The following is a 21,663-nucleotide window of genomic DNA, read 5'->3' on the forward strand; positions in this document are numbered from 1 at the left end:
TATGTCTGTTGCTGAGGTGGGATCAGGCGCGCGCGCCATCCCCCACCACCGCCACGCCAGCGCTGTTATGGCGCAGCGCCTTGAGCACGCAGTCGACGATGCCGTCGGCGTCGAGCCCGGCTTCGGCATACTGCTTTTCGGGCTTTTCATGTTCCTGGAAGATATCGGGCAGACGCAATGTGCGCAGCTTGAGCCCCGAATCGATCAGGCCCGCATCCGACGCCATGGTCAGCACATGCGCGCCCAGGCCACCGATCGCACCCTCTTCCACCGTAACGCACACCTCGTGCGTCGCCAGCAGCTTGCGGATCATCTCTTCGTCGAGCGGCTTGGCAAAGCGCAGGTCGGCGACCGTGGTCGACAGGCCCTTGGCATCGAGCAGGTCAGCGGCCTTCTGCGCTTCTGCGAGACGCGTGCCGAGCGAGAGGATCGCGACCTTCTTGCCCTCGCGCACGATGCGGCCCTTGCCGATTTCCAGCCGCTCCGGAACCTCGGGCAGTGCCACGCCGGTGCCATTGCCGCGCGGATAGCGGAACGCGATCGGGCCGCTGTCGTGACAGGCGGCGGTGTAGGTCATGTGGACCAGTTCGGCCTCGTCGGCGGCGGCCATCACCACCATGTTGGGCAATGTCGCCAGATACGTGACGTCGAACGATCCGGCATGCGTCGAGCCATCGGCCCCCACCAGCCCGGCGCGATCGATCGCGAAGCGCACCGGCAGATTCTGGATCGCGACATCGTGCACCACCTGGTCATAGGCGCGCTGCAGGAACGTCGAATAGATCGCGCAGAAGGGGCGCATGCCCTGCGCTGCCAGGCCAGCCGCGAAGGTCACCGCGTGCTGCTCGGCAATGCCGACGTCGAAGCTGCGGTCGGGGTGCGCCTTGGCGAACTTGTCGACCCCGGTGCCCGAGGGCATTGCCGCAGTGATCGCGCAGATCGTGGGGTCGGTATCGGCGAGCTTGGCCAGCGTTTCGCCGAACACGTTCTGGTACGCAGGCGGGCCAGCTGCTGCCTTGTCCTGCTTGCCGGTGATGACATCGAACTTGGCAACACCGTGATATTTGTCGGCAGCCGCTTCGGCAGGCGCATAGCCCTTGCCCTTTTGCGTCACGACATGGATCAGGCACGGCCCTTCGGCAGCGTCGCGGACATTCTCGAGTACTGCGACCAGCTGGTCCATGTTGTGACCGTCGATCGGGCCGACATAATAGAAGCCCAGTTCCTCGAACAACGTGCCGCCCATCGCCATGCCGCGCGCGTATTCATCGGTCTTGCGCGCCGCCTGGTGCAGGCTCTTGGGCAGCTTGCGCGCCAGACGCTTCAGCGCCTCGCGCACGCCCAGGAACTCGCGGCTCGATACGATGCGCGCGAGATAGCCCGACAGCCCGCCCACCGGCGGTGCGATCGACATGTCGTTATCGTTGAGGATCACGACCAGCCGGTTACCCGCACGCTCGGCGTTGTTCATCGCTTCATAGGCCATGCCGGCGCTCATCGCGCCATCGCCGATCACCGCGATCGCCTTGCCGGGCGCTCCCGTCATCTGGTTGGCGGTGGCAAATCCGAGCGCGGCCGAGATCGAGGTCGAGCTGTGCGCCGCGCCGAACGGGTCGTATTCGCTCTCGGAGCGCTTGGTGAAGCCAGACAGTCCGCCGCCGGTGCGCAAGGTGCGGATGCGATCACGCCGACCGGTCAGGATCTTGTGCGGATAGCACTGATGCCCGACGTCCCAGATCAGACGGTCGTTGGGCGTATCGAAAACATAGTGAATCGCCGTGGTCAGCTCGACCACGCCCAGGCCCGCGCCCAGGTGCCCACCGGTGACCGAAACCGCCGAAATGACCTCCTGGCGCAGTTCATCGGCGAGCTGGCGCAGCTGGCCAGCCTTGAGCTTTCTGAGGTCAGCCGGGACTTTGACGGTATCCAGCAATGGTGTTTCGGGCAGATTGGTCATGGAATTCCCTTTCAACCGCGAATCCTAGACCCATTTTTGGGCCCTGTCGATTGATCGACCCGGACAGGCGCGTTGAGTGTAAAGTTTTTTGGACAGTTCCGCAAATGCGGAGTTCAATCACACGCTGCGCAGCGACCGCGCACCTCTATGACTGGACGAATATCGACATAGCCCGCCGCTTCCGCGGTCTTGCGGACGCTGCGCGAGAGGCCATCGTCATCGATATGGGTCGCGTTTCCGCACGAATCGCACACCAGAAAGATGCAGTCGTGCACGCATCCGGGGTGCGAATTGGCGATATACGCGTTGATGCTCTCCACCCGGCGCGCCAGATTCGTGCGAACGAACAGGTCGAGAATGCGGTAGACGCTATTGGGTGCAACGCGCTTGCCGCGCATGCGGCTGACGCTGTCGGCGATGTCATAGGCCGATGCCGGCTTTTCGATCTCCGCCAATGCGCTGAAGATCGATTCGCGCATGTCGGTCCATTGCTCACCCGCCGCTTCCAGCGAATGACGCGCGGCGAGCGCCAGATCAGCGCCCTCGTGCTCGTTGTGCTTGTGGCCATGTTCTTTGACGTTGGACATGCCCGGTATCTACGCATCCCATGGCCAGGTTGCAATGGCGGCGTGGTTGACGGGTGCGTCAGCCCCGCACAGGTTTGGGACTGTAGAGGGTCGGGAAAGCGCGCTTGAGATTGGCGACCTTCACCGCATCCCAGCGCACGATATACGGGTGGTCGGGGTTCTTGAACATGAAGTCCTGGTGATAGCTTTCTGCCGGATAGAACGCCTTGTAGGGCTCGACCGCCGTGACGATGCGCTTCTTCCACGCACCGGACTTTTCCAGCTCGACGATATAGGCGCGGGCGACCTGCGCCTGCGCCTTGCCCACCGGCACCAGAGCGGTGCGGTAATGACGCCCGACATCGGGGCCTTGCCGGTTGAGCAAGGTGGGATCGGCAACGACCGAGAAGAACACCTGCAAAAGCTGGCCATAGCTGACCTGCGCGGGGTCATAGACGACGCGGACGGATTCGGCATGGCCGGTTCCACCACCCGAAACCTCGTCATAGCTGGCGTTCGCCTTGGCATCGCCATGATAGCCCGAGACGACGCTTTTCACGCCCTTCACATGGCTGAACACGCCCTCCACACCCCAGAAACAGCCGCCTGCGAAGATGGCGACCGCCTGCTTGCCGGTTTCCGCCGCCTTCAATTTCGGCGCAGGAATGATCTTGGGCTCTTCGGCGGCAAAGGCAGCAGAGCCGGCATCCAGCGTAAGTGCAGCAGCACCAATCAGGCCAAAGGCGGCCAGCAGCGAAAGGGAGCGAGCAGAAAGGGTCATCGGCTGATGGTACTCTCGATCATGGGATCCGCCACAGGAGGATGCGCAACGCCCTCATCGGGTTGCAGCGCGAACATCGCGACCGCACCGATGGCAAAGCCGCCCAGGAAATTGCGGAACAGGTCCGACTTCAGAAAAAGGTTCATGGCTCGTCTCGCATCTCGTGTCCGCAGGGCCGTGTTCGCGGTTGCGGGGTGCCGGGTTACAACAGGATGCCGAATTGGGGGCGTCCCAAGGGCGAATCAAGCGGAACGGGGAATGGTTCTGCTTGGGTGCCTGCAACCTGGCCTGAATCGGCTGTATCCGCTGTGAACCACCGCACAGGCGGGTGTTCAGCTTTGTCGGCCCTGCGCCGGGCGGGATCGATCAACCGCTCAGCTGCGCCCGCATCAGCCCGCGCAGCGAGTTGCCCAGCCAGAAACCGTCGGCCAGATCGCCAGGGGTGAGCGGATGCTCGGTCGCGCGTCCCTGCTCGATCAGTTCGCGCCGCAGGATGCCCGGTAGCAACCCCTGCGCCAGCGGCGGGGTGAGCAGCATGCCATCACGCTCGACGAAAATGTGCGTGAAACTGCCCTCGGTCAGCGCGCCATCGGCATCGGTGAACACCACCTCATCCGCCCCTTGCTCAGCCACGGCCTCGCGGCGCGGCGCATCGTAGCATGCGCGGTCGGTGGTCTTGTGCGCAAGCCGCAGATCGTTGCTCGCCAATGCCATGGGGCGCACCACGACGCGCAACGGCTCCGGCATCGGAACCGGCGCCGGCCGCATCTCAATGGCGATATCGCCTGAGGGTGCCAGCAGCAGCCGGATGCGGGTGGGCGAATCGAGGAAAAAGCAGGCGTGGTTCAGCGCATTGCGCACTGCGTGCCGATCAAATGAAAAGCTCAGCGCCGCCGCGCTCGCCTTCATCCGCTCCAGGTGGAACTCCAGCCGGATGATGCCCCTGGCCGGGTCGAAACCCATCGTCTCGATCAGGTCGAACCTGCGTGTCGCCGCCTTCAAGAACGCCCCCTTGACCAGACATTCGCGCCATTCATCGCCAGCGCGTGAATCCGCCACCACTCCGGAGCCCAGCCCCAGGCTGACCTTTTGCGCATTGGCGGCCAGATGCAAGGTGCGAATTGCGACGTTGAACGCCGCATCGCCGGGCATGTCGCCCTGCCCCGGATCGATCCTGCCGATCGATCCGCAATAGATGCCGCGCGGCCCCGCCTCGATGGTGCGCAGCAGTTCCATCGCGCGGATCTTGGGCGCGCCGGTAATCGATCCGCACGGATAGATCGCACGGATGATGTCGACCGCGTCCCGGCCCGGTGCGATGGTGGCGCGCACGGTGGAGGTCATCTGGTGAACGCTGGGATAGCTCTCGATGCGGAACAGATCGGTGACGCGCACGCTGCCGGGGCTTGCCACGCGCGACAGGTCGTTGCGCAGCAGATCGACGATCATCAGGTTTTCCGCCCTGTCCTTTTCGGACGCTTGCAGCTGGGCCGCTGCTTGCGCATCGCGCACAGGGTCGGCGTGGCGCGGCGCGGTGCCCTTCATCGGGCGCGCGGTCATCTCGCCATCGCGCAGCGCAAAGAACATCTCGGGCGACAGGCTGAGCATCCAATCCTCCCCGTCGAACACCATCCCGCCATAGCCTGCGGCAGAGCCTGCGCGCAGCGCACGGTACAGCGCGAGCGGATGGCCAGACAGCGTCGCATGGTTCTGGAACGTGAGATTGGCCTGATAGATGTCGCCGCTCGCGATCGCCTCGTGCACCTGGGCAAAGCGCGCGGCATAGCCGTTTTCGGTCATCGCGGGCCGGGCAGATGCAAGATACGCATCGCCATCGCCGCCAACTTGCGCCAGCCAGCCGGGTACGTCGTCTGCCATCATGACGTCATGGCGGTCGAAAAGCCCGAACCACGCCAGCTTCATCGGACCCAGGTCGTCCAGATAGCGGCGCAGGCGCGGCTCGAATGCGAAACCTGCTTCATAGCTGAAATAGCCAGCGGCATGCAGCCCGCTGCGTCCCGCCGCGCGCAATTCTGCCAGAAGCTCGTCGAGCTCATCGGCCGTGCGCGCGGTCAGGCAGCGCACCGGATTGCGATAGAGCCGCGCCGGGTTGGCGCGCCCCTCTCTGGCATCGTCCAGCAAGACGAAGGGCTGAAGCATTTCGATTGCAGGAAGACGGGCGGGCCGGGGGTCCATGGGCTGCGCTCATAGGCGGCGACGGTGTAGAGCGCAACGATTGCCAAGCCGCTTCGCCCCGCATAGATCGGCGCGACACGAATGCAGGAGAGACGCAGTGAAGAACAGGCCTGGACGGAGGCTGGCGGCAAGCGCCGTGGGTGCGTTGCTGGCCCTCGGCATATCCTGGTCTGCGCACGCCGAAGACGCGCGCGTCGATGATCCGGTCGTGCCGCCGCCGGCTGCGATGCTGGCCGATGGCGTCCCGCCGATCCGGCAATCGCTGGTCGCCGACACCCGCCCTTATCTGGAATATCGCACGGCAAGCTTTGCCGGTTGGCATCCGGTCGATCGATCGATGCTGATCACCACGCGCTTTGGCAATGTGTCGCAGCTGCACCGCGTCGCCACCCCGGGGGCGGCACGCAAGCAGATCAGCTTTGAAGAAGAGCCGATCTTCAACGGCAGCTGGTCGCCCGACGGGTCGATGCTGCTGCTGGAAAAGGATGCAGGCGGCAACGAGGTCGCGCAGATCTACGCGCTGGACTCCGGCCGCCTGACCTTGCTGACCGACGGCAAGAGCCGCAACGCCCTGGGCCCCTGGTCCGATGATGGCCGTCTGGTCGCCTATGGCAGCAACCTGCGAAGCGGCGTCTATAACGACATCTACATCATGGACCCGCGCGACCCCAAGACCGCGCGGATGCTGCTATCCACCGAGAGCGGTGGCTGGGCGGCAATCGATTTCGCCCCCAATGGCCGCGATCTGCTGGTTTTCAACTATATCTCGGTCACCGATAGCCAGCTGCATCTGGTCGATGTCGAGACCGGCGCGATCCGCCAGGTCACGCGCGATGCGACTCCCGTCGCCTATGGCAACCTGCAGTTCGCGCCCGATGGCAGGCTCTGGGTGTCGAGCGACAAGGATTCGGATGTCCAGCGGCTGGGGCTGCTCGATATCGAAACCGGGCTGTTCGCCCCGATGATCGACGGGGGCCGCTGGGATATCAGCAGCTTCGATATCGCCAGGGATGGCAGGACCATCGCCTATATCGTCAACGAGGCGGGGTTTTCCCGCCTGTACCTCTATGACATCGCCAGCGGCGCCAAGCGCCAGGTGACCGGGCTTCCGGCGGGTGAAATCGGTACGAACATGAAGTTCGCACCCTGGGGCACTTTGGGCTTTACCGTCTATTCCAACCAGGCGCCGGGCGATGCCTATAGCCTGGACCCGGCCACGCTTGCGGTCACGCGCTGGACCGAAAGCGAGACCGGCGGGCTTGACCCTCTCGTCAACGTCCAGCCCGAGCTGGTGGAGATCAAGAGCTTCGACGGCGAGCCTGTCTCTGGCCTGCTCTATCGCCCGGACAGCGCCCGGCATCCGGGCAAGCGGCCGATGATCATGTCGATCCATGGCGGGCCGGAGGGCCAGGCCACGGCAGGCTTTCTGGGGCGCAGCAATTATCTGGTGAATGAACTGGGCATCGCGCTGTTCTATCCCAATGTCCGCGGCTCGACCGGCTTTGGCAAACGCTTCGTGTCGCTGGATAACGGCCCCTTCCGCCGCGAGGATTCAGTCAAGGATGTGGGCGCGTTGCTGGACCGGCTGGCGAAGAATCCTTCGCTCGATGCCAGGCGCTTTGGCGTTACCGGCGGCAGCTATGGTGGCTATATGTGCTATGCCAGCGCCATCCGCTATGCCCGCAGATTCAACGCCGCGACCTGCGTGGTGGCGATATCGAACTTCGTCACATTCCTTGAAAATACAGAAGAGTATCGGCGAGACCTGCGACGGATCGAATATGGCGACGAGCGCATTCCGCAGCTGCGGACCAAGCTGGAGGAAATCAGCCCGCTGACCCAGGTCGACCGGCTGAAGATGCCGCTGCTGGTCGTCACCGGCGCCAACGATCCTCGCGTCCCGGCGAGCGAGGCCGATCAGATCATCGACGCTGTGCGTTCGCGCGGCGGCACCGCATGGCATCTGCTCGCCCGCAACGAGGGACATGGGTTCCGCCGCAAGGAAAATGCCGACTACCTGTTCTGGACGACACTGGCCTTCTGGCAGCAGCATCTTCTGGGCCGGGACGCCGGCGCTGCCGACTGACGTTTTTCTCACGATACAAGGATATCACATGGTCGCCTCGGTTTTCGACCTGTTCAAGATCGGCATCGGTCCATCGAGCTCGCACACCATGGGGCCGATGGTCGCCGCCGGGCGATTCGTTGCTAGGCTCGACGATCAGGGCGCGCTCGATCGAACCGTGCGGATCGAGACGCGGCTTTACGGATCGCTCGCGCTGACCGGCAAGGGCCATGCCAGCGATCGCGCCATCCTGCTGGGACTGGCGGGCGAGGAACCGGTCAGCTGTGATCCGGATGCGGCAGATCGGCTGGTCGATCAGATCCGCGCACGTGGCGAAATCGTGCTCGGCAAGAGGCACACCATCGCCTTTGACGAGCCCCGCGACCTGCTGTTCCTGCAGCGCGAGCGGCTGGATTATCATTCCAACGCGATGACCTTCACGGCCTTTGATGCGGCGGGCGTCACCATCGATGCCCGTTCCTATTTCTCGGTCGGCGGCGGCGCGGTGGTCGATGAGGACGAAACCGTCGCCAATGCGCCGGGTGCGGGCGGCATATGGGATCCGCCGCATGTCTTCCGGTCAGGCGCCGAACTGCTTGCCATCGCAGCACAAACCGGGCTGTCGATCGCAGAGATCACCCGCGCCAACGAACTCGCAGCCCGCGATGCCGACTCGCTGTCCGCAGGCCTGCAGGAGATCGCCACTGCGATGTCGGCGTGCATCGATCGCGGTATCCGCACCGGCGGCGAACTGCCCGGCGGTTTGCGCGTCAAGCGGCGCGCGCCGTTGATCATGGCGCATCTGATGGCGCGACAGGAGCGGATGCTGTCCGATCCGCTGACCGTCATCGACTGGGTCAACCTGTGGGCGCTGGCGGTCAACGAGGAGAACGCGGCGGGCGGCAAGGTCGTCACCGCGCCGACCAATGGCGCGGCGGGCATCGTGCCATCGGTGCTGCGTTTCTACGATCGGTTTGCGCCCGGCGCGGACCAGGCCGGGGTCGAGCGTTTTCTGCTCACTGCGGCGGCCATCGGGTCACTGTTCAAGGAAAACGCCTCGATCTCGGGCGCGGAGGTCGGCTGCCAGGGAGAGGTCGGCGTCGCCTGCTCAATGGCTGCTGCCGGGCTGGTCGCCGCCTGGGGTGGCTCTGCGATGCAGGTCGAGAATGCCGCCGAAATCGGGATGGAGCACAATCTGGGCCTCACCTGCGATCCGGTTGCCGGACTGGTGCAGGTGCCCTGCATCGAGCGCAATGCGGTTGGCGCGGTCAAGGCGATCGAGGCGGCACGGCTCGCGATGATGGGCGATGGCACGCACCGCGTCAGCCTCGACGAGGTGATCGAGACAATGCGCCGCACCGGGCTCGACATGAACGAACGCTACAAGGAAACCTCGCAGGGCGGGCTGGCGGTCAACGTGGTCGAGTGCTGAGCCTGCGCGCGTCGCGCCGGGCGACGCGTTCGGCCTCGCGGAGCGCAATCGCGCGGTCCCACCACGGGTGCCCGGCATGGTCGCTGGCGACGGTGCGGATGGTCTGATCCCCCAGATACAATGCCAGCCCCCCAGTGCGCGCCAGCATCGCCCGATCCGCCTTGATCCAGCGCGGGCGGCAGCTGCGCGGCAACCAGCGCCCGGCGATGACGATATCGGCGCGGCGACAGGCGGCAGCGAGCGCGCGTTCGGGCACCTGCTCGCGGTTGCGGCCGATCAGCACGGCGTATTCGCGCTGGCCTGATCGCAAGACCACACTGCAGAATTCGGCGCTGCAGGTTGCCTCGCGCCAGTCTTCCATCGCGATCGCCTTGCCTTCAAACGCCGCGCTCTCGCTCAGGCTCTGCAGCGCATAATCTCCTGTCCTGCGGCGCAGCACGATCAGCTCGCCGCTCGCCCGGGTGATCGCGACATGCTGGCCGTCACCGGTGATCAGCACGTCGGGCACGGGTTGCAGCGCCACCAGCACGCTTGCGAGCCCGATCGGGGCCAGCCCCAGCCATCGCGCGCGGCTTCGCCAGAAGAACAGCCACAGCCCGCCCAGCACGAACAGCGCAAACACGCCTCCGCCGGTGCGGGGAAACAGCGCCACTGCGCCGGGGGCATCGGCGACCAGATGCGCGATGGCCAGCAGGCCACCCAGCGCCTGCCCGGTCAGCCACCAGAACGGAGCGCCCAGCCCTGCCAGGTCAAGCAGCAGCGCCAGTGCCTCCAGCGGCATGATGACGAAGGTGGTCAGCGGGATTGCGACCATGTTGGCGAGCGCGCCATATAATCCGGCCTTGCTGAAATGGTGCAGCGCAATCGGCATCAGTGTGAATTCGATCAGCAGGCCGGTAAGGAACAGCATCGCCAGAAACCGCGCAGCGCGTCCCGGCCACGAAAGGTCCGCCGCCGCCCAGCGCCGCATCGCGGAATGATCGTGCAGCGCGACGATCGCGGTGACGGCGGCAAAGCTCAGCTGAAAGCTCGGCCCCATCAGCGCCTCGGGCCAGATCAGCAGCACCAGCAGCGCACCGGCCGCGATCAACCGGGGCGAGACCGGATCGCGCCCCAGCGCCAGCGCCGCCAGCACCAGCAAACCGGCGGCGCACGAGCGGATGGTCGGCACTTCCGCCCCGGTGAGCAACGTATACGCGATTCCCGCCAATGCCCCTGCCCCGGCAGCCACCAGCGGCAGGCGCCAGGCGCGCGCCAGCGGCGGGAACAGTGCGAGCAGCTTCAAGGTGATCAGCCACACCGCGCCAATCAGGGCGGTGACATGCAGCCCGCTGATCGAGAGCAGATGCGCGAGGCCACTGCGCCGCATCGCCTCGGCATCCTCTTCGCTGATCGCGCCGCGATCGCCGGTCGCCAGCGTGGCGGCGATCCCCCCTGCCCCGCCGGGTATTGCGCCCTGAATATGGGCGGAAAGGCGTGCGCGGAGCGAATCGAGCCCTGTGGCGGCATGGCCCGCACGCAGGACTTGGGGCGCATCCAGCATCTTGCCGGTCGCGCCCAGCCCATCGAACCAGGCCCGCTGGGCAAAGCTGTAGCCGCCGGGCAGCGCGGCTTGCGCAGGCGGCATCAGCCGCGCCCGCGCCGAGATGATCGCCCCGCGCTGCAAGCTGGGGCCATCGAGCGCCAGGTCGAGGTTAACGCGCACCCTGTCGGGCAGCCCAAGCGCCGGCGCGTTCTGCAGCACCAGCCGGACCTGTCCGCGTGCAGGCTGCACCTCGCGCTCGATGACCCGCCCGCTCAGCGTACCGAACCACGGGGCTGGCAACGGATCGGCGGCGACGCGCTCTGCACGCCATGCCATATGCGCGGTGCCTGCCGCCATCGCGAGCAGCGCGACGAATGCACAGCGCGCGCCCAGTTCCATGCGCGTCCAACGACCGCGCACGGCGTACACCAGCAAAGCGCCGCCCAGGCTCACGGCAACCACCGCCGCGTGCCAATCGCGCCCCGGCAGAACGAACCAGGCGGCTATCCCTGCGCCGAAGCATGCGACAATCCAGGGCGGCAGCTGGTCGCGTTCGGCCAGCAGCCAGTGCTGCAACAGCCGGCCCGGCGTTGCAGCCATTGAAAAACGGGACAAACTGGCCATTTGTCGCTGCCAGAAAGCCGTGCTAGAGGCGGTCGAAATTGCCATGTCTGGCGAGTTTGAAAGGAAAGCGTAAGTGAGTGCAAGCGGCGATAACCAGCCTGTTCCGGCCCCCAAGCCCGAAGGACAGGTCGTCACCCGTTTTGCTCCTTCGCCGACCGGATATCTGCATATCGGCGGCGCGCGCACTGCAATGTTCAACTGGCTGTTCGCGCGGCACCACGGCGGCAAGGCCCTGCTGCGCATCGAGGATACCGACAAGGCGCGCTCGACTCCCGAAGCCATCGATGCGATCTTTGCCGGTCTCGACTGGCTGGGACTGGATTGGGACGACACCCCAGTGTTCCAGAGCGAACGCGCTGGACGCCATGCCGAGGTCGCCTATGAGCTTCTTGCCGCAGGCAATGCCTACAAGTGCTTTGCCACCGCCGAAGAGCTCGAAGCGATGCGCGCCGAGCAGCGCGAGAAGAAGCTGCCGATGCGCTATGATGGCCGCTGGCGCAATCGCGATGCCTCCGAAGCCCCCGAAGGCGCGCCGTTCGTCATCCGTCTGAAGGCGCCGCAATCGGGCAAGCTGACCATCGCCGACGAGGTGCAGGGCTCGGTCACCGTCGATGCGCGCGAGCTCGACGATTACGTGCTGCTGCGTTCGGACGGCTCGCCCACCTATATGCTCGCGGTGGTGGTCGACGATCACGACATGGGCGTCACCCATATCATTCGCGGCGACGATCACCTCAACAACGCGTTCCGCCAATTGGTGCTGATCCAGGCCATGGGCTGGGCCGAACCCGTCTATGCGCACATCCCGCTGATCCATGGCAATGACGGCGCCAAGCTCTCCAAGCGCCACGGTGCGCTGGGGGTCGAGGCCTATCGCGACGACATGGGCATCGTGCCCGATGCGATGTTCAACTATTTGCTGCGGTTGGGCTGGGGCTATGGCGACCGCGAGAAGATTTCGCGCGCCGAGGCGGTCGAGCTGTTCGCGCTCGCCAATGTCGGAAAGTCGCCTTCGCGCTTCGATGCCAAGAAGCTGGTCAATCTGAACGGCCAGTATCTGCGCGAGATGGATGACGTCGCGCTCGCCGCGCTTGTCGCGCCGCGTGTCGCCGCACTGATGCCCGGCTTCGATGCTGCCAGCGGCACCGATCTGCTCGCCCGCGCGATGCCGGTGATGAAGCTGCGCGCGCGTGACCTCAACGAACTGGCCGATAGCGCGCAGTTTCTCTTCAAATCTCGCCCGTTAAGCATGGACGAGAAAGCAAAATCTTTGCTAGACGAGGCCGGGGTCGCGGTTTTGCAGACAGTGTCGCCGGTTCTGGCCGAAGCAGCGCCATGGACGGCCGTCAACTTGGAAGAAAAGCTTACTCAGTTTGCCGAGGCACAAGGGCACGGCCTTGGCACCTACGCCCAGCCGCTGCGCGCCGCCCTGACCGGGCAGGCGCGCTCGCCAGGCATCTTCGACGTGCTCGAACTGCTGGGACGCGAGGAATCGCTCGCCCGGATCAACGACGTGGCGCGCATCACCGCCTGATCGCGGCACGCGCACCAGAATACCGCCCGGCAGGCCAAGGCTTGCCTCAGATACGCTTGGAGGAGAACGAACCGTGTCAGACAGCGCAACAATGAAGATCGGCGACAAAGAGAGCAATTACGCCATCCGCTCCGGCACGATCGGCCCGGATGTCATCGACATCCGCAAGCTCTACGCCGAAACCGGCTGCTTCACCTATGACCCCGGCTTCACCTCGACCGCCAGCTGCGATTCCGCGCTGACCTATATCGACGGCGATGAAGGCGTTCTGCTCCACCGCGGCTATCCGATCGGCGAGCTGGCCGAGGATTCGAGCTTCATGGAAGTCTCGTACCTGCTGCTCAACGGCGAACTGCCGAGCAAGGACGAGCTGGAAAGCTTCAGCTACACCATTTCGCGTCACACGATGCTGCACGAACAGCTGATGCAGTTCTATCGCGGTTTCCGCCGCGATGCGCACCCGATGGCGATCATGTGCGGTGTCGTCGGTGCACTGTCGGCCTTCTATCACGACTCGACCGACATCGCCGATCCCGAGCATCGCCGCATTTCCAGCCACCGGCTGATCGCCAAGATGCCGACGATTGCTGCGGCTGCGTACAAATATTCGGTGGGCCAGCCGTTTGTCTATCCCGACAACTCGCTGTCCTATACCGGCAACTTCCTGCGCATGACCTTTGGCGTTCCGGCTGAACCCTATGAGGTCAACCCGGTGGTCGAGCGCGCGCTGGACCGCATCTTCATCCTGCATGCCGACCATGAACAGAACGCGTCGACCTCGACCGTGCGTCTGGCAGGCTCTTCGGGCGCCAACCCGTTCGCCTGCATCGCGGCTGGCATTGCCTGCCTGTGGGGCCCGGCGCATGGCGGCGCCAACGAAGCGGCGCTCAACATGCTGCGCGAGATCGGCACGCCCGACAAGATCCCCGAGTACATCGCCCGCGCCAAGGACAAGAACGACCCGTTCCGCCTGATGGGCTTCGGCCATCGCGTCTACAAGAACTACGACCCGCGCGCGACGGTGATGCAGAAGACGGTGCGCGAAGTGTTCGATGCGCTGAAGGTCAACGATCCGGTGTTCGAGGTCGCGCTGCAGCTCGAGGAAATGGCGCTCAACGATCCTTACTTCATCGAGAAGAAGCTGTTCCCGAACGTCGACTTCTATTCGGGCGTCATCCTGTCGGCGATCGGCTTCCCGACCACGATGTTTACCGTGCTGTTCGCTCTAGCGCGCACCGTGGGCTGGGTCGCGCAGTGGAACGAAATGATTTCCGATCCCGGCCAGAAGATCGGTCGCCCGCGTCAGCTGTACACCGGCCCGACGCAGCGCCCCTATGTGCCGGTCGACAAGCGCTAAAGCGGCTTGTGACTGAAAGACAAAACGCCCTCCCGGTTCGACCGGGAGGGCGTTTTGCTGTGTGGGGGTGCCGGGATGCGCTCAGCCTGTGGCTGCAATGGCGATGACCAGCCCTGCCAGCAACAGCATCAGGACCAGCAGGACGATAATGAAGAGGCTGGCGAACAGCGTGAGAGTTCCACCAGTTCGGTCGAACCTGTAGACGATCAGCAGGACCACAACGATCCCGGCGACGAGGGCGAAGGTCCCGACGCCGGGCACCGGGTCAGACGCGCATTGGCATCAGAACGTACAGCGCATTGGACTTGTCGTTTTCGCGGATCAGCGTCGGCGCGCTGCTGTCGGCCAGATGCAATTCGACAACCTCGCCCTCGATCTCGCCCAGGATATCGAGCAGATAGCGTGCGTTGAAGCCGATCTCGAAGCCGTCGCTGGCGTACTGGCCCTCGACCTCTTCGGCCGCCGTGCCGTTTTCGGGGCTGGTCACCGACAGCGTGATCTTGTCCTTTTCCAGCGCCATTTTGACCGCACGGGTCTTTTCGGTGGCGATTGTGGCAACACGGTCGACGCCCTGTTCGAAGGCGCGCGGATCGATCTTCAGCAGCTTGTCGTTCGCGGTGGGAATGACGCGGCTGTAATCGGGGAAGGTTCCGTCGATCAGCTTCGAGGTCAGGATCGCGCTGCCCAGAGTGAAGCGGATCTTGCTCGCCGAAAGGTCGATCTGCACGCGGGCATCGCCGCGCTCGTCGAGCAGCTTGCGCAGTTCGCCGATGCATTTGCGCGGCACGATGACGTCGGGCATGCCCTCTGCGCCATCGGGACGATCGAGCGTCACGCGCGCCAGCCGGTGGCCATCGGTGGCCGCCGCCTTGAGCACCGGGCGGTCGTCATCGGCCACGTGCAGGAAGATGCCGTTGAGATAATAGCGCGTTTCTTCGGTCGAGATCGCAAACCGGGTCTTGTCGATGATCTGCACCAGCTCGGCAGCGGCCAGCTCGAAGCTGGTCGGCAGGTCGCCCTCGGCAATCACCGGAAAATCGTCGCGCGGCAGCGTCGGCAATGTGAAGCGGCTGCGCCCGGCGCGAACCAGCATCTTGCCGTCCGCCGCATCGAGCATCACCTGGCTGCCATCGGGCAGCTTGCGGGCGATTTCGAACAAGGTGTGCGCCGATACGGTGATCGATCCGGCGGTTTCCACCGAATAGGCGCTCATCGTCTCGACGATCTGCAGGTCAAGGTCGGTCGCCATGAAGCGGAGCGAGCCATCGCTCGAGGCCTCGATCAGCACGTTCGACAGAATGGGGATCGTGTTGCGCCGTTCCACCACCGACTGAACATGGCTGAGGCTCTTGAGGAGCGTCGCGCGTTCGATTGTCGCCTTCATGAAAATCCCCCGAGGCCGCAGGCCTCACACACAAATGACATATCCGCCAAGCTGGCAGAATCCGGACCTTCTTCATTAACAAGATTGGCTTTAGCCGCAAGCTGATAGCCGGACAAACCCGCATAAACTGTGGAAAATGGCGCACCAGGCTTGCGTAAAGTTGTCCCATTGCCGAAACGGGACAGATATGACGCAAAAATCCCGATTTTCCTGCCCGCCGATTGGTGGCCGCCTGTTCATCGCCCGGCATGGTGAAACCGTGTTCAATGCCGCCAAGCGGCTGCAGGGCGACAATCTGCACACGCCGCTGACCCGCGTGGGCTTTGCCCAGGCCGATGCGATGGGCGCTGCGCTTGCCAAGGTTCTGGGCCATCAGCCCGACCTGACCTTGTGGGCATCGGACACGGGCCGGGCGCTGCAGACACTGGCGGTGATCACCGAACATCTGGGGCTCGATTGGCACGACGCCGGGCGCGACATGCGGCTGGCGGAAATCGGCATGGGCTGCTGGGGCGGGCGCTATTATTCCGATGTCGTCGCGGAGATCGGCCCGATCGTCAGCGCAGACATGCTGCTGACCCCTGCCCCCGATGGCGAAACCTATCCCCAGATCGCGGATCGCGTCATCGGCTGGCTGGCCGATCATGCCGCCGAACCGGGTGACCGCTTGATCATCATGCACGGCATTTCCAGCCGGGTGCTGCGCGGCGTCCTGCTGGGCCTGCCGGTCCATCCGGTGTTCGGTGCGCCGGTGGCGCCTGGCCTGCCGCAAGGATCGGTGGTGATGATCGCGGATGGCCGCGAAGAGATCGTCGTCACCGGCACCGGCGGAGGCCATGCGTGACGTCCAAGCGGCTGGCGACCGGGGCGCTGGCTGTTGTGCTGGCGGCTCTGTCCCCATTGGCCCAAGCACGCGACAGCCTGGGCGTGTTCGATGACTGGGGCGCATTCCGCGATCCGCAGGTGCCGCGCTGCTATGCCATTGCGCAGCCCGACGAGGTCCGCGGCAAACGGCAATACCGCCCCTTCGCCAGCATCGGATACTGGCCCAAGCGCGGGGTGCGCGGCCAGTTCCATCTTCGTCTGAGCCGGGCGATGGCCAAGGGGCAGAGCGTGATGTTGACCATCGGCATCCGCCGCTTTCGCCTGACGGGCGGCGGGGGCGATGCCTGGGCGCACGACCGCGCGATGGACGCGGCGATCATCGCAGCGCTGCGATCTGCGCGCGAGATGACCGCCAGCAGCCAAGACGTGCAGGGCAACACCATCCGCGATCTGTACCTGCTGAAGGGCGTTGCCACGGCGCTCGACGCCGCCGCGCTGGGTTGTGCGGGCAGGCGGTAGATTTTTGCGCGCCAAGCGACTATGTGGCGCGCATGAACATCCCCAATCCCTCGATGGATATGGCCATCCCCGGCCCTATCAACCCCATGACCCTGCCGCGCGCGATCACGCCGCGCGAAGATGGCCGCTCCGACCTGATGGGCCTGATGCGCGAGGATATCAGCGCGCTGCTCGAGGCGGCGGGGCTCGACCGCAAGCAGGCCAAGCTGCGCTCGAAGCAGCTGTTCCACTGGATCTACCATCGCGGCGTCACCGATTTCGATGCTATGACCGATATCGCCAAGGCGATGCGTCCCTGGCTGCAGGAGCGCTTCATCATCGGCCGCCCGCAGATCGTCGAGGCGCAGGTCTCATCCGACGGCACGCGCAAATGGCTGCTGCGCACCGATGACGCGCAGGATTACGAGATGGTCTTCATCCCCGACGCCGATCGCGGGACCTTGTGCATCTCGAGCCAGGTCGGCTGCACGCTCAACTGCCGTTTCTGCCACACCGGCACGATGCGGCTGGTGCGCAACCTGACGCCGGGCGAGATCGTCGGGCAGGTCATGCTCGCGCGCGACGCGCTGGGCGAATGGCCCAAGGGCGCGATGGACCAGCTCGATGACGACGAGGACGCCGCGTCCTATACCGCCGATGGCCGATTGCTCACCAACATCGTGCTCATGGGCATGGGTGAGCCGCTCTACAATTTCGACAACGTCCGCGATGCGATGAAGGTCGTGATGCACGGCGATGGTCTGGCGCTGTCGCGTCGGCGCATCACGCTGTCGACCAGCGGCGTGGTGCCGATGATGGCCCGCTGCGGCGAGGAAATCGGCGTCAACCTGGCGGTCTCGCTGCACGCGGTGACCAAGGAGGTGCGCGACGAGATCGTGCCCTTGAACCGCAAATACGGGCTGGAGGAGCTGCTCCAGGCCTGCGCCGATTATCCCGGTGCCAGCAATGCCCGGCGCATCACGTTCGAATATGTGATGCTCAAGGACAAGAACGACAGCGACGAAGACGCGCGCGAGCTGGTCCGGCTGATCAAGGGCTATGGCCTGCCCGCCAAGGTCAACCTCATCCCGTTCAACCCCTGGCCCGGCACCGCCTATGAATGCTCGGATCCTGAGCGGATCAAGCGGTTTTCCAATATCGTGTTCGAAGGCGGCATCAGCGCGCCGGTGCGCACTCCGCGCGGCCGCGACATCATGGCCGCATGTGGCCAGCTGAAATCGGCATCGGAAAAGAAGAGCCGCGCCGAGCTCGATCGGCTGGCCGAGGAAAAGCAGGCGGCTTTGGGTTGAATAGAACCTCTCGCCTCCCGTTTACGGGAGGGGTGGCCGCAGGCCGGGGTGGGCCTGCGCACCTGGTTTGCTTCTAAGCCCATCCCGGCCCGGGAAGCCGGGCCTGCCCCTCCCTGAAGGGAGGGGAGAGACATAACCTAACCAGCAGCCGGTTCGCCCGAACGCAGCGCCGGTTTCTCGTCCAGACCGCCCTCTTCCATGATGCGCGAACGCAGTTCGTCGCGCTTGCCATGGATCGAGGCGATGACATGGCCCATCGCGATCCCGAGATCGACGAGCAGCGCCTCGGATAGCTGCAGCGAGCTTTCCAGTGCCTCGGGAACCGCCAGGGTGGCCCCCGCGCGATAGAGTTCCGCTGCGTGGTCGGTATCCCGGGCGCGGGCGATGATCGTCAGGTCCGGCACCCAGCCGTGGACGCGGCGGACGATCTGCACCGCGAGTACCGGATCGTCCATCGTCAGAATGAGCGCACGGGCGTGGCCCAGCCGCAACCGGTCGAGCAGTTCGGGCCGCGCGACATCGCCGAACACGATCGGTACCCCGGCGCGCCGCGCCTGCATCACCACATCGACATTCGATTCCACCGCCACGAACGGCTGCTGATGCTCTTTCAGCATGTCGGCGATGATCTCTCCCACGCGGCCATAGCCAAAGATCACGGTGCGATCGTTGGCGATATCCGACTGATCGATCGGCGCAGCGTCGCTGGCGCGCATTTCGATGTGCCGCGCCATGGTGTGGCCCAGCTTGGCCAGCAGCGGCGTGATCGTCAGGCCGATCGCGGTGACGATCTGCCAGAATTGCGCGGTCGACGCCTGGATCAGCTGCGCCTGCACCGCTGCAGCCAGCACGATCAGCGTCGTTTCGGAAGGGCTGGCCATCAGCACGCCCGCCTCCGCGGCCGTCCCGCGCCGCGCGCCGGCAACGCGCAGCAGCAATCCGGTCACGACGGCCTTGACGACCAGTACGCCCACCACCGCAATTGCCAGCTCCTGCCAGTATGCGGCGATCACGCGCAGGTCGATCGACATGCCCACGGTGATCAGGAACACGCCCAGCGCCAGGCCCTTGAACGGCTCTATGAGGATTTCGACCTCGCCGCGATATTCGGTTTCGGCAATGATCAGCCCTGCGAGCAGCGCGCCGACGATCGGCGACAGGCCGACCGAAGCGGTGGCGAGGCTGGCGGTAATCACCACCAGCAGGCTGGCCGCGAGGAACAGTTCGGGGCTTTTCGTCCGTGCCGCCTGCGCGAACATGCGCGGCAGGATCATGCGGCCCAGCACCAGCATGGCGACCACCGTGGCAATGCCCAGCACCAGCGTCGTGCCCAGGCTGGTCGCGCCCATGGCGCCTGCCACCGGGGCGAGCGCACCGAGCAGGAAGATGATGGGGACGATGGCCACATCCTCGAACAACAGCATCGCCAGCGCAGCGCGCCCCACCGGCGAAGTCGTGCCCGACATCGGCAGCACCAGAGCGGTGGATGACAGCGCCAGTGCAAGGCCCAGACCCACCGCGCCGCCCCAGTTCTGGCCCGCGACATTGAGCGCCGTCCCGATGATCAGTGCAGACAGCAGCAGCTCGGCTGCGCCCACGCCGAACACCAGTTTCCGCAGGCTCCACAATCGCTTGAACGACAATTCAAGACCGATTGTGAACAGCAGCAGGATGATGCCGAACTCGGCATAAGGCTCGATCGCCTCTGAATCGGTGATCGTGATGTGGTAGAGCCAGGGATAATCGTCGACCAGCGAGCCAAGCCCCGAAGGCCCGACCAGGATGCCGATCAGCAGGAAGCCGATGATCGGGGTGATCCTGAACCGCGCAAAGGCCGGGATGATGATTCCGGCAGCGCCCAGAATGACAAGGGCATCACTGAAAACGGGATTATCAAGCGGATTGTGCATGCTCAAGGTAATGACCGATGGTGGCGCGACTGTCAGCCATTAATCGCACCCTAGCAGCGCTTTATCCCCCGCCCCCGCCCTGGGGTCCGGCGGGCGCCGTCTGGCGTATGCGTTCGCGCCTGGTGGCGGAACTGCCCCGCCCCACGGCCCTGTCCCATTCGATATGGTACAGGTCGTAGCGGCGATCGCCCAGATTGCGCACGGTGCCTTCGCTGCGCGCCCAGCTGAGGTCATCGAGGTTCACATCGCTGATCGTCAGCGTCTCGACATTCTCGCTGGCCTCTGCCGCAATGCCATCGCGCGCGAACGGAAGGTCGCATGGCGTCAGGATGCAGCTTTGCGAATACTGGATATCCATGTTCTCGACATCGGGCAGATTGCCGACATTGCCCGACATCACGACATAGCACTGGTTCTCGATCGCGCGCGCCTGGCAGCAATAGCGCACGCGCATATATGCCTCGCGGCTGTCGGTGCAGAACGGCACGAAGATGATCCGCGCGCCCTCATCGGCCAGACGGCGGGCCAGCTCGGGGAATTCACTGTCATAGCAGATCAGCACGCCGATCGGCCCGCAATCGGTCTGGATCGCGTCGATGCTGTCGCCGCCCTTGATCTTCCACCAGTAGCGCTCATTGGGCGTGGGGTGGATCTTTTCCTGCGCGTGGATCGATCCATCGCGCAGCGCGACCAGGGCGATGTTCTGGATATCGCCATCGTCGGCGCGCGTGGGATGCGATCCGCCGATGATGTTGATATTGTACTCCATCGCCATCCGCGTCAGCTCGTCGCGGATGCGCGGGGTGAACTCGCTGAGTGCCTCGATCGCCTCTTGCGGCCCCATCTTCTTCTTGGCGAAGGAGAGCAGCGACATCGTGAACATCTCGGGGAACAGCACGAAATCGGCCTTGTAGTCGGCGGCCACGTCGACGAAATATTCGACGTTGCGCACGAACTCCTCGAAATTCGCCACGGCCCGCGCCTGGAACTGCACGGTGGCCAGGCGCACGCTTTCCACACCGCGCGGAACGCGGTGCTTGGGCGGTTCATCCGGATTTACATAGGGGTTGCGCCACACCATGTGCACCGCATGGCCGCGCGACTGCTTGTCCTCGGGCAGATAGCGCTTGAGGATTCCGCCGGGCGCGAAGCCATTGGCGATCTGAAAGCCGATGACCGGATCACGCAATTTGCCGTCGATCACCTTGGCCAGATAATCTTCCGGACTGTCGACCTTCTTGGTCCGGCGTGCCTTGTCATAGCCGGGAATGCGGCCAGCAAAGACGATGCCGTTGAGGTCAAGCTGCTCGGCGAGCGCACGCCGGGCCTCATAGAGGCGCTTGCCAATCCGCACGCCGCGCTGGGCGGGATCAACGCACATCTCATAGCCGTAGAGCCATTCACCGGTCGGCACATGGCGGGTGCCAAAGCCGTTTCCGCTGATCTCTTCCCAGTCGTGCGCGGTGAACGCCATCGCCTCGGTCACCCGAGAAGAGGCGCAATAGCCGACGATATCGCCATCCAGAATGGCGACGAACTGTCCTTCCGGAAAATTGTTGATCTGCCCGCGCAGCTCGCCGAATTTATAGGGAGGCAGCCCGGGATAGGCACGCTCGACGAGCGCGGATATCCCGGGAATGTCGCCCCTGCGGGCCTGCCTTACTTCCAGTCGTGCCTTGCTGCGCTGTGCCATCAACCC

General features: G+C 64.7%; 17 protein-coding genes. 7 read left to right on the forward strand and 10 right to left on the reverse strand.

The features are described 5' to 3' along the window. Nucleotides 1–22: 22 nt before the first annotated feature. The 5 genes from dxs to pabB all read right to left on the reverse strand — a co-directional run bounded on the left by dxs (nt 23) and on the right by pabB (nt 5,464). Entirely contained in the window at nt 23–1,957 is a 1,935-nt protein-coding gene (gene dxs / locus D618_RS0110810) for a 1-deoxy-D-xylulose-5-phosphate synthase (RefSeq protein ID WP_017671532.1), read from the reverse strand. A 113-nt stretch (nt 1,958–2,070) separates the two neighbouring features. Then, nucleotides 2,071–2,544, reverse strand: coding sequence for a transcriptional repressor (locus tag D618_RS0110815; protein ID WP_017671533.1), 474 nt, complete (start codon nt 2,542–2,544; stop codon nt 2,071–2,073). Nucleotides 2,545–2,602: 58 nt separating this feature from the next. Continuing rightward, the gene (gene msrA, locus D618_RS0110820; RefSeq protein WP_017671534.1) at nt 2,603–3,304 is read right to left on the reverse strand and encodes a peptide-methionine (S)-S-oxide reductase MsrA; all 702 of its coding nucleotides are present in this window, start codon (nt 3,302–3,304) and stop codon (nt 2,603–2,605) included. After that, the gene (locus D618_RS19875; protein WP_017671535.1) at nt 3,301–3,450 is read right to left on the reverse strand and encodes a hypothetical protein; all 150 of its coding nucleotides are present in this window, start codon (nt 3,448–3,450) and stop codon (nt 3,301–3,303) included. The genes msrA and D618_RS19875 overlap by 4 nt, the downstream gene beginning before the upstream one ends. A 220-nt stretch (nt 3,451–3,670) precedes the next feature. Further along, a complete protein-coding gene (pabB, locus tag D618_RS0110830) occupies nt 3,671–5,464 on the reverse strand; it encodes an aminodeoxychorismate synthase component I (RefSeq protein ID WP_017671536.1) in 1,794 nt (597 codons plus the stop codon). 133 nt (nt 5,465–5,597) lie between these two features. On the opposite strand from pabB, the gene D618_RS0110835 reads away from it, so the two are divergent. Then, the gene (locus tag D618_RS0110835) at nt 5,598–7,586 is read left to right on the forward strand and encodes a prolyl oligopeptidase family serine peptidase (RefSeq protein ID WP_040370397.1); all 1,989 of its coding nucleotides are present in this window, start codon (nt 5,598–5,600) and stop codon (nt 7,584–7,586) included. A 28-nt stretch (nt 7,587–7,614) separates the two neighbouring features. Then, nucleotides 7,615–8,997 (forward strand): L-serine ammonia-lyase, encoded by a 1,383-nt coding sequence (locus tag D618_RS0110840; protein ID WP_017671538.1) that lies wholly within the window; start codon nt 7,615–7,617, stop codon nt 8,995–8,997. Here the strand turns inward: D618_RS0110840 and D618_RS0110845 are convergent. Continuing rightward, on the reverse strand, nt 8,978–11,122 hold the full coding sequence (locus D618_RS0110845) for a ComEC/Rec2 family competence protein (RefSeq protein WP_017671539.1): 2,145 nt from the start codon (nt 11,120–11,122) through the stop codon (nt 8,978–8,980). The genes D618_RS0110840 and D618_RS0110845 overlap by 20 nt on opposite strands. A gap of 97 nt (nt 11,123–11,219) precedes the next feature. On the opposite strand from D618_RS0110845, the gene gltX reads away from it, so the two are divergent. Both gltX and D618_RS0110855 read left to right on the forward strand, forming a co-directional pair. Then, on the forward strand, nt 11,220–12,680 hold the full coding sequence (gene gltX / locus D618_RS0110850; protein ID WP_017671540.1) for a glutamate--tRNA ligase: 1,461 nt from the start codon (nt 11,220–11,222) through the stop codon (nt 12,678–12,680). A 91-nt stretch (nt 12,681–12,771) separates the two neighbouring features. After that, nucleotides 12,772–14,037 carry a citrate synthase gene (locus D618_RS0110855; protein WP_017671541.1) on the forward strand — a complete coding sequence of 422 codons (1,266 nt, stop codon included), beginning with the start codon at nt 12,772–12,774 and terminating at the stop codon, nt 14,035–14,037. Nucleotides 14,038–14,118: 81 nt separating this feature from the next. Here the strand turns inward: D618_RS0110855 and D618_RS0110860 are convergent, their stop codons facing one another. Then, a complete protein-coding gene (locus tag D618_RS0110860; protein WP_017671542.1) occupies nt 14,119–14,298 on the reverse strand; it encodes a hypothetical protein in 180 nt (59 codons plus the stop codon). Nucleotides 14,299–14,302: 4 nt separating this feature from the next. Continuing rightward, the gene (dnaN, locus tag D618_RS0110865) at nt 14,303–15,421 is read right to left on the reverse strand and encodes a DNA polymerase III subunit beta (protein ID WP_017671543.1); all 1,119 of its coding nucleotides are present in this window, start codon (nt 15,419–15,421) and stop codon (nt 14,303–14,305) included. A gap of 187 nt (nt 15,422–15,608) precedes the next feature. Between dnaN and D618_RS0110870 the strand changes: the two genes are divergently transcribed. Genes D618_RS0110870 through rlmN form a run of 3 tightly spaced genes read left to right on the forward strand, consistent with a single transcriptional unit; the run spans nt 15,609 to nt 18,054 of the window. Continuing rightward, complete coding sequence (locus D618_RS0110870; RefSeq protein WP_017671544.1) at nt 15,609–16,265, forward strand: histidine phosphatase family protein; 657 nt, start codon at nt 15,609–15,611, stop codon at nt 16,263–16,265. After that, a complete protein-coding gene (locus D618_RS0110875; RefSeq protein ID WP_017671545.1) occupies nt 16,262–16,765 on the forward strand; it encodes a hypothetical protein in 504 nt (167 codons plus the stop codon). The genes D618_RS0110870 and D618_RS0110875 overlap by 4 nt, the downstream gene beginning before the upstream one ends. A 32-nt stretch (nt 16,766–16,797) precedes the next feature. Further along, complete coding sequence (gene rlmN / locus D618_RS0110880) at nt 16,798–18,054, forward strand: 23S rRNA (adenine(2503)-C(2))-methyltransferase RlmN (protein ID WP_017671546.1); 1,257 nt, start codon at nt 16,798–16,800, stop codon at nt 18,052–18,054. Nucleotides 18,055–18,191: 137 nt separating this feature from the next. Here the strand turns inward: rlmN and D618_RS0110885 are convergent, their stop codons facing one another. Both D618_RS0110885 and D618_RS0110890 read right to left on the reverse strand, forming a co-directional pair. After that, nucleotides 18,192–19,964 (reverse strand): cation:proton antiporter, encoded by a 1,773-nt coding sequence (locus D618_RS0110885; protein WP_017671547.1) that lies wholly within the window; start codon nt 19,962–19,964, stop codon nt 18,192–18,194. Nucleotides 19,965–20,025: 61 nt separating this feature from the next. Beyond that, nucleotides 20,026–21,657: a bifunctional GNAT family N-acetyltransferase/carbon-nitrogen hydrolase family protein gene (locus tag D618_RS0110890; RefSeq protein WP_017671548.1), complete on the reverse strand. Its 1,632-nt coding sequence runs from the start codon at nt 21,655–21,657 to the stop codon at nt 20,026–20,028. Nucleotides 21,658–21,663 lie beyond the last annotated feature (6 nt).

This window comes from Blastomonas sp. AAP53 (assembly GCF_000331245.1).
In the GTDB taxonomy this organism is placed as follows: Bacteria; Pseudomonadota; Alphaproteobacteria; order Sphingomonadales; family Sphingomonadaceae; genus Blastomonas.

Coding starts and splice junctions, on each gene's coding strand:
- D618_RS0110885 (WP_017671547.1), bottom strand. CDS start 19,964: ATGCACAATCCGCTTGATAATCCCGTTTTCAGTGATGCCCTTGTCATT.
- msrA (WP_017671534.1), bottom strand. CDS start 3,304: ATGACCCTTTCTGCTCGCTCCCTTTCGCTGCTGGCCGCCTTTGGCCTG.
- D618_RS0110815 (WP_017671533.1), bottom strand. CDS start 2,544: ATGTCCAACGTCAAAGAACATGGCCACAAGCACAACGAGCACGAGGGC.
- dnaN (WP_017671543.1), bottom strand. CDS start 15,421: ATGAAGGCGACAATCGAACGCGCGACGCTCCTCAAGAGCCTCAGCCAT.
- D618_RS19875 (WP_017671535.1), bottom strand. CDS start 3,450: ATGAACCTTTTTCTGAAGTCGGACCTGTTCCGCAATTTCCTGGGCGGC.
- rlmN (WP_017671546.1), top strand. CDS start 16,798: ATGAACATCCCCAATCCCTCGATGGATATGGCCATCCCCGGCCCTATC.
- D618_RS0110845 (WP_017671539.1), bottom strand. CDS start 11,122: ATGGCTGCAACGCCGGGCCGGCTGTTGCAGCACTGGCTGCTGGCCGAA.
- D618_RS0110870 (WP_017671544.1), top strand. CDS start 15,609: ATGACGCAAAAATCCCGATTTTCCTGCCCGCCGATTGGTGGCCGCCTG.
- dxs (WP_017671532.1), bottom strand. CDS start 1,957: ATGACCAATCTGCCCGAAACACCATTGCTGGATACCGTCAAAGTCCCG.
- D618_RS0110890 (WP_017671548.1), bottom strand. CDS start 21,657: ATGGCACAGCGCAGCAAGGCACGACTGGAAGTAAGGCAGGCCCGCAGG.
- pabB (WP_017671536.1), bottom strand. CDS start 5,464: ATGCTTCAGCCCTTCGTCTTGCTGGACGATGCCAGAGAGGGGCGCGCC.
- D618_RS0110840 (WP_017671538.1), top strand. CDS start 7,615: ATGGTCGCCTCGGTTTTCGACCTGTTCAAGATCGGCATCGGTCCATCG.
- D618_RS0110855 (WP_017671541.1), top strand. CDS start 12,772: ATGAAGATCGGCGACAAAGAGAGCAATTACGCCATCCGCTCCGGCACG.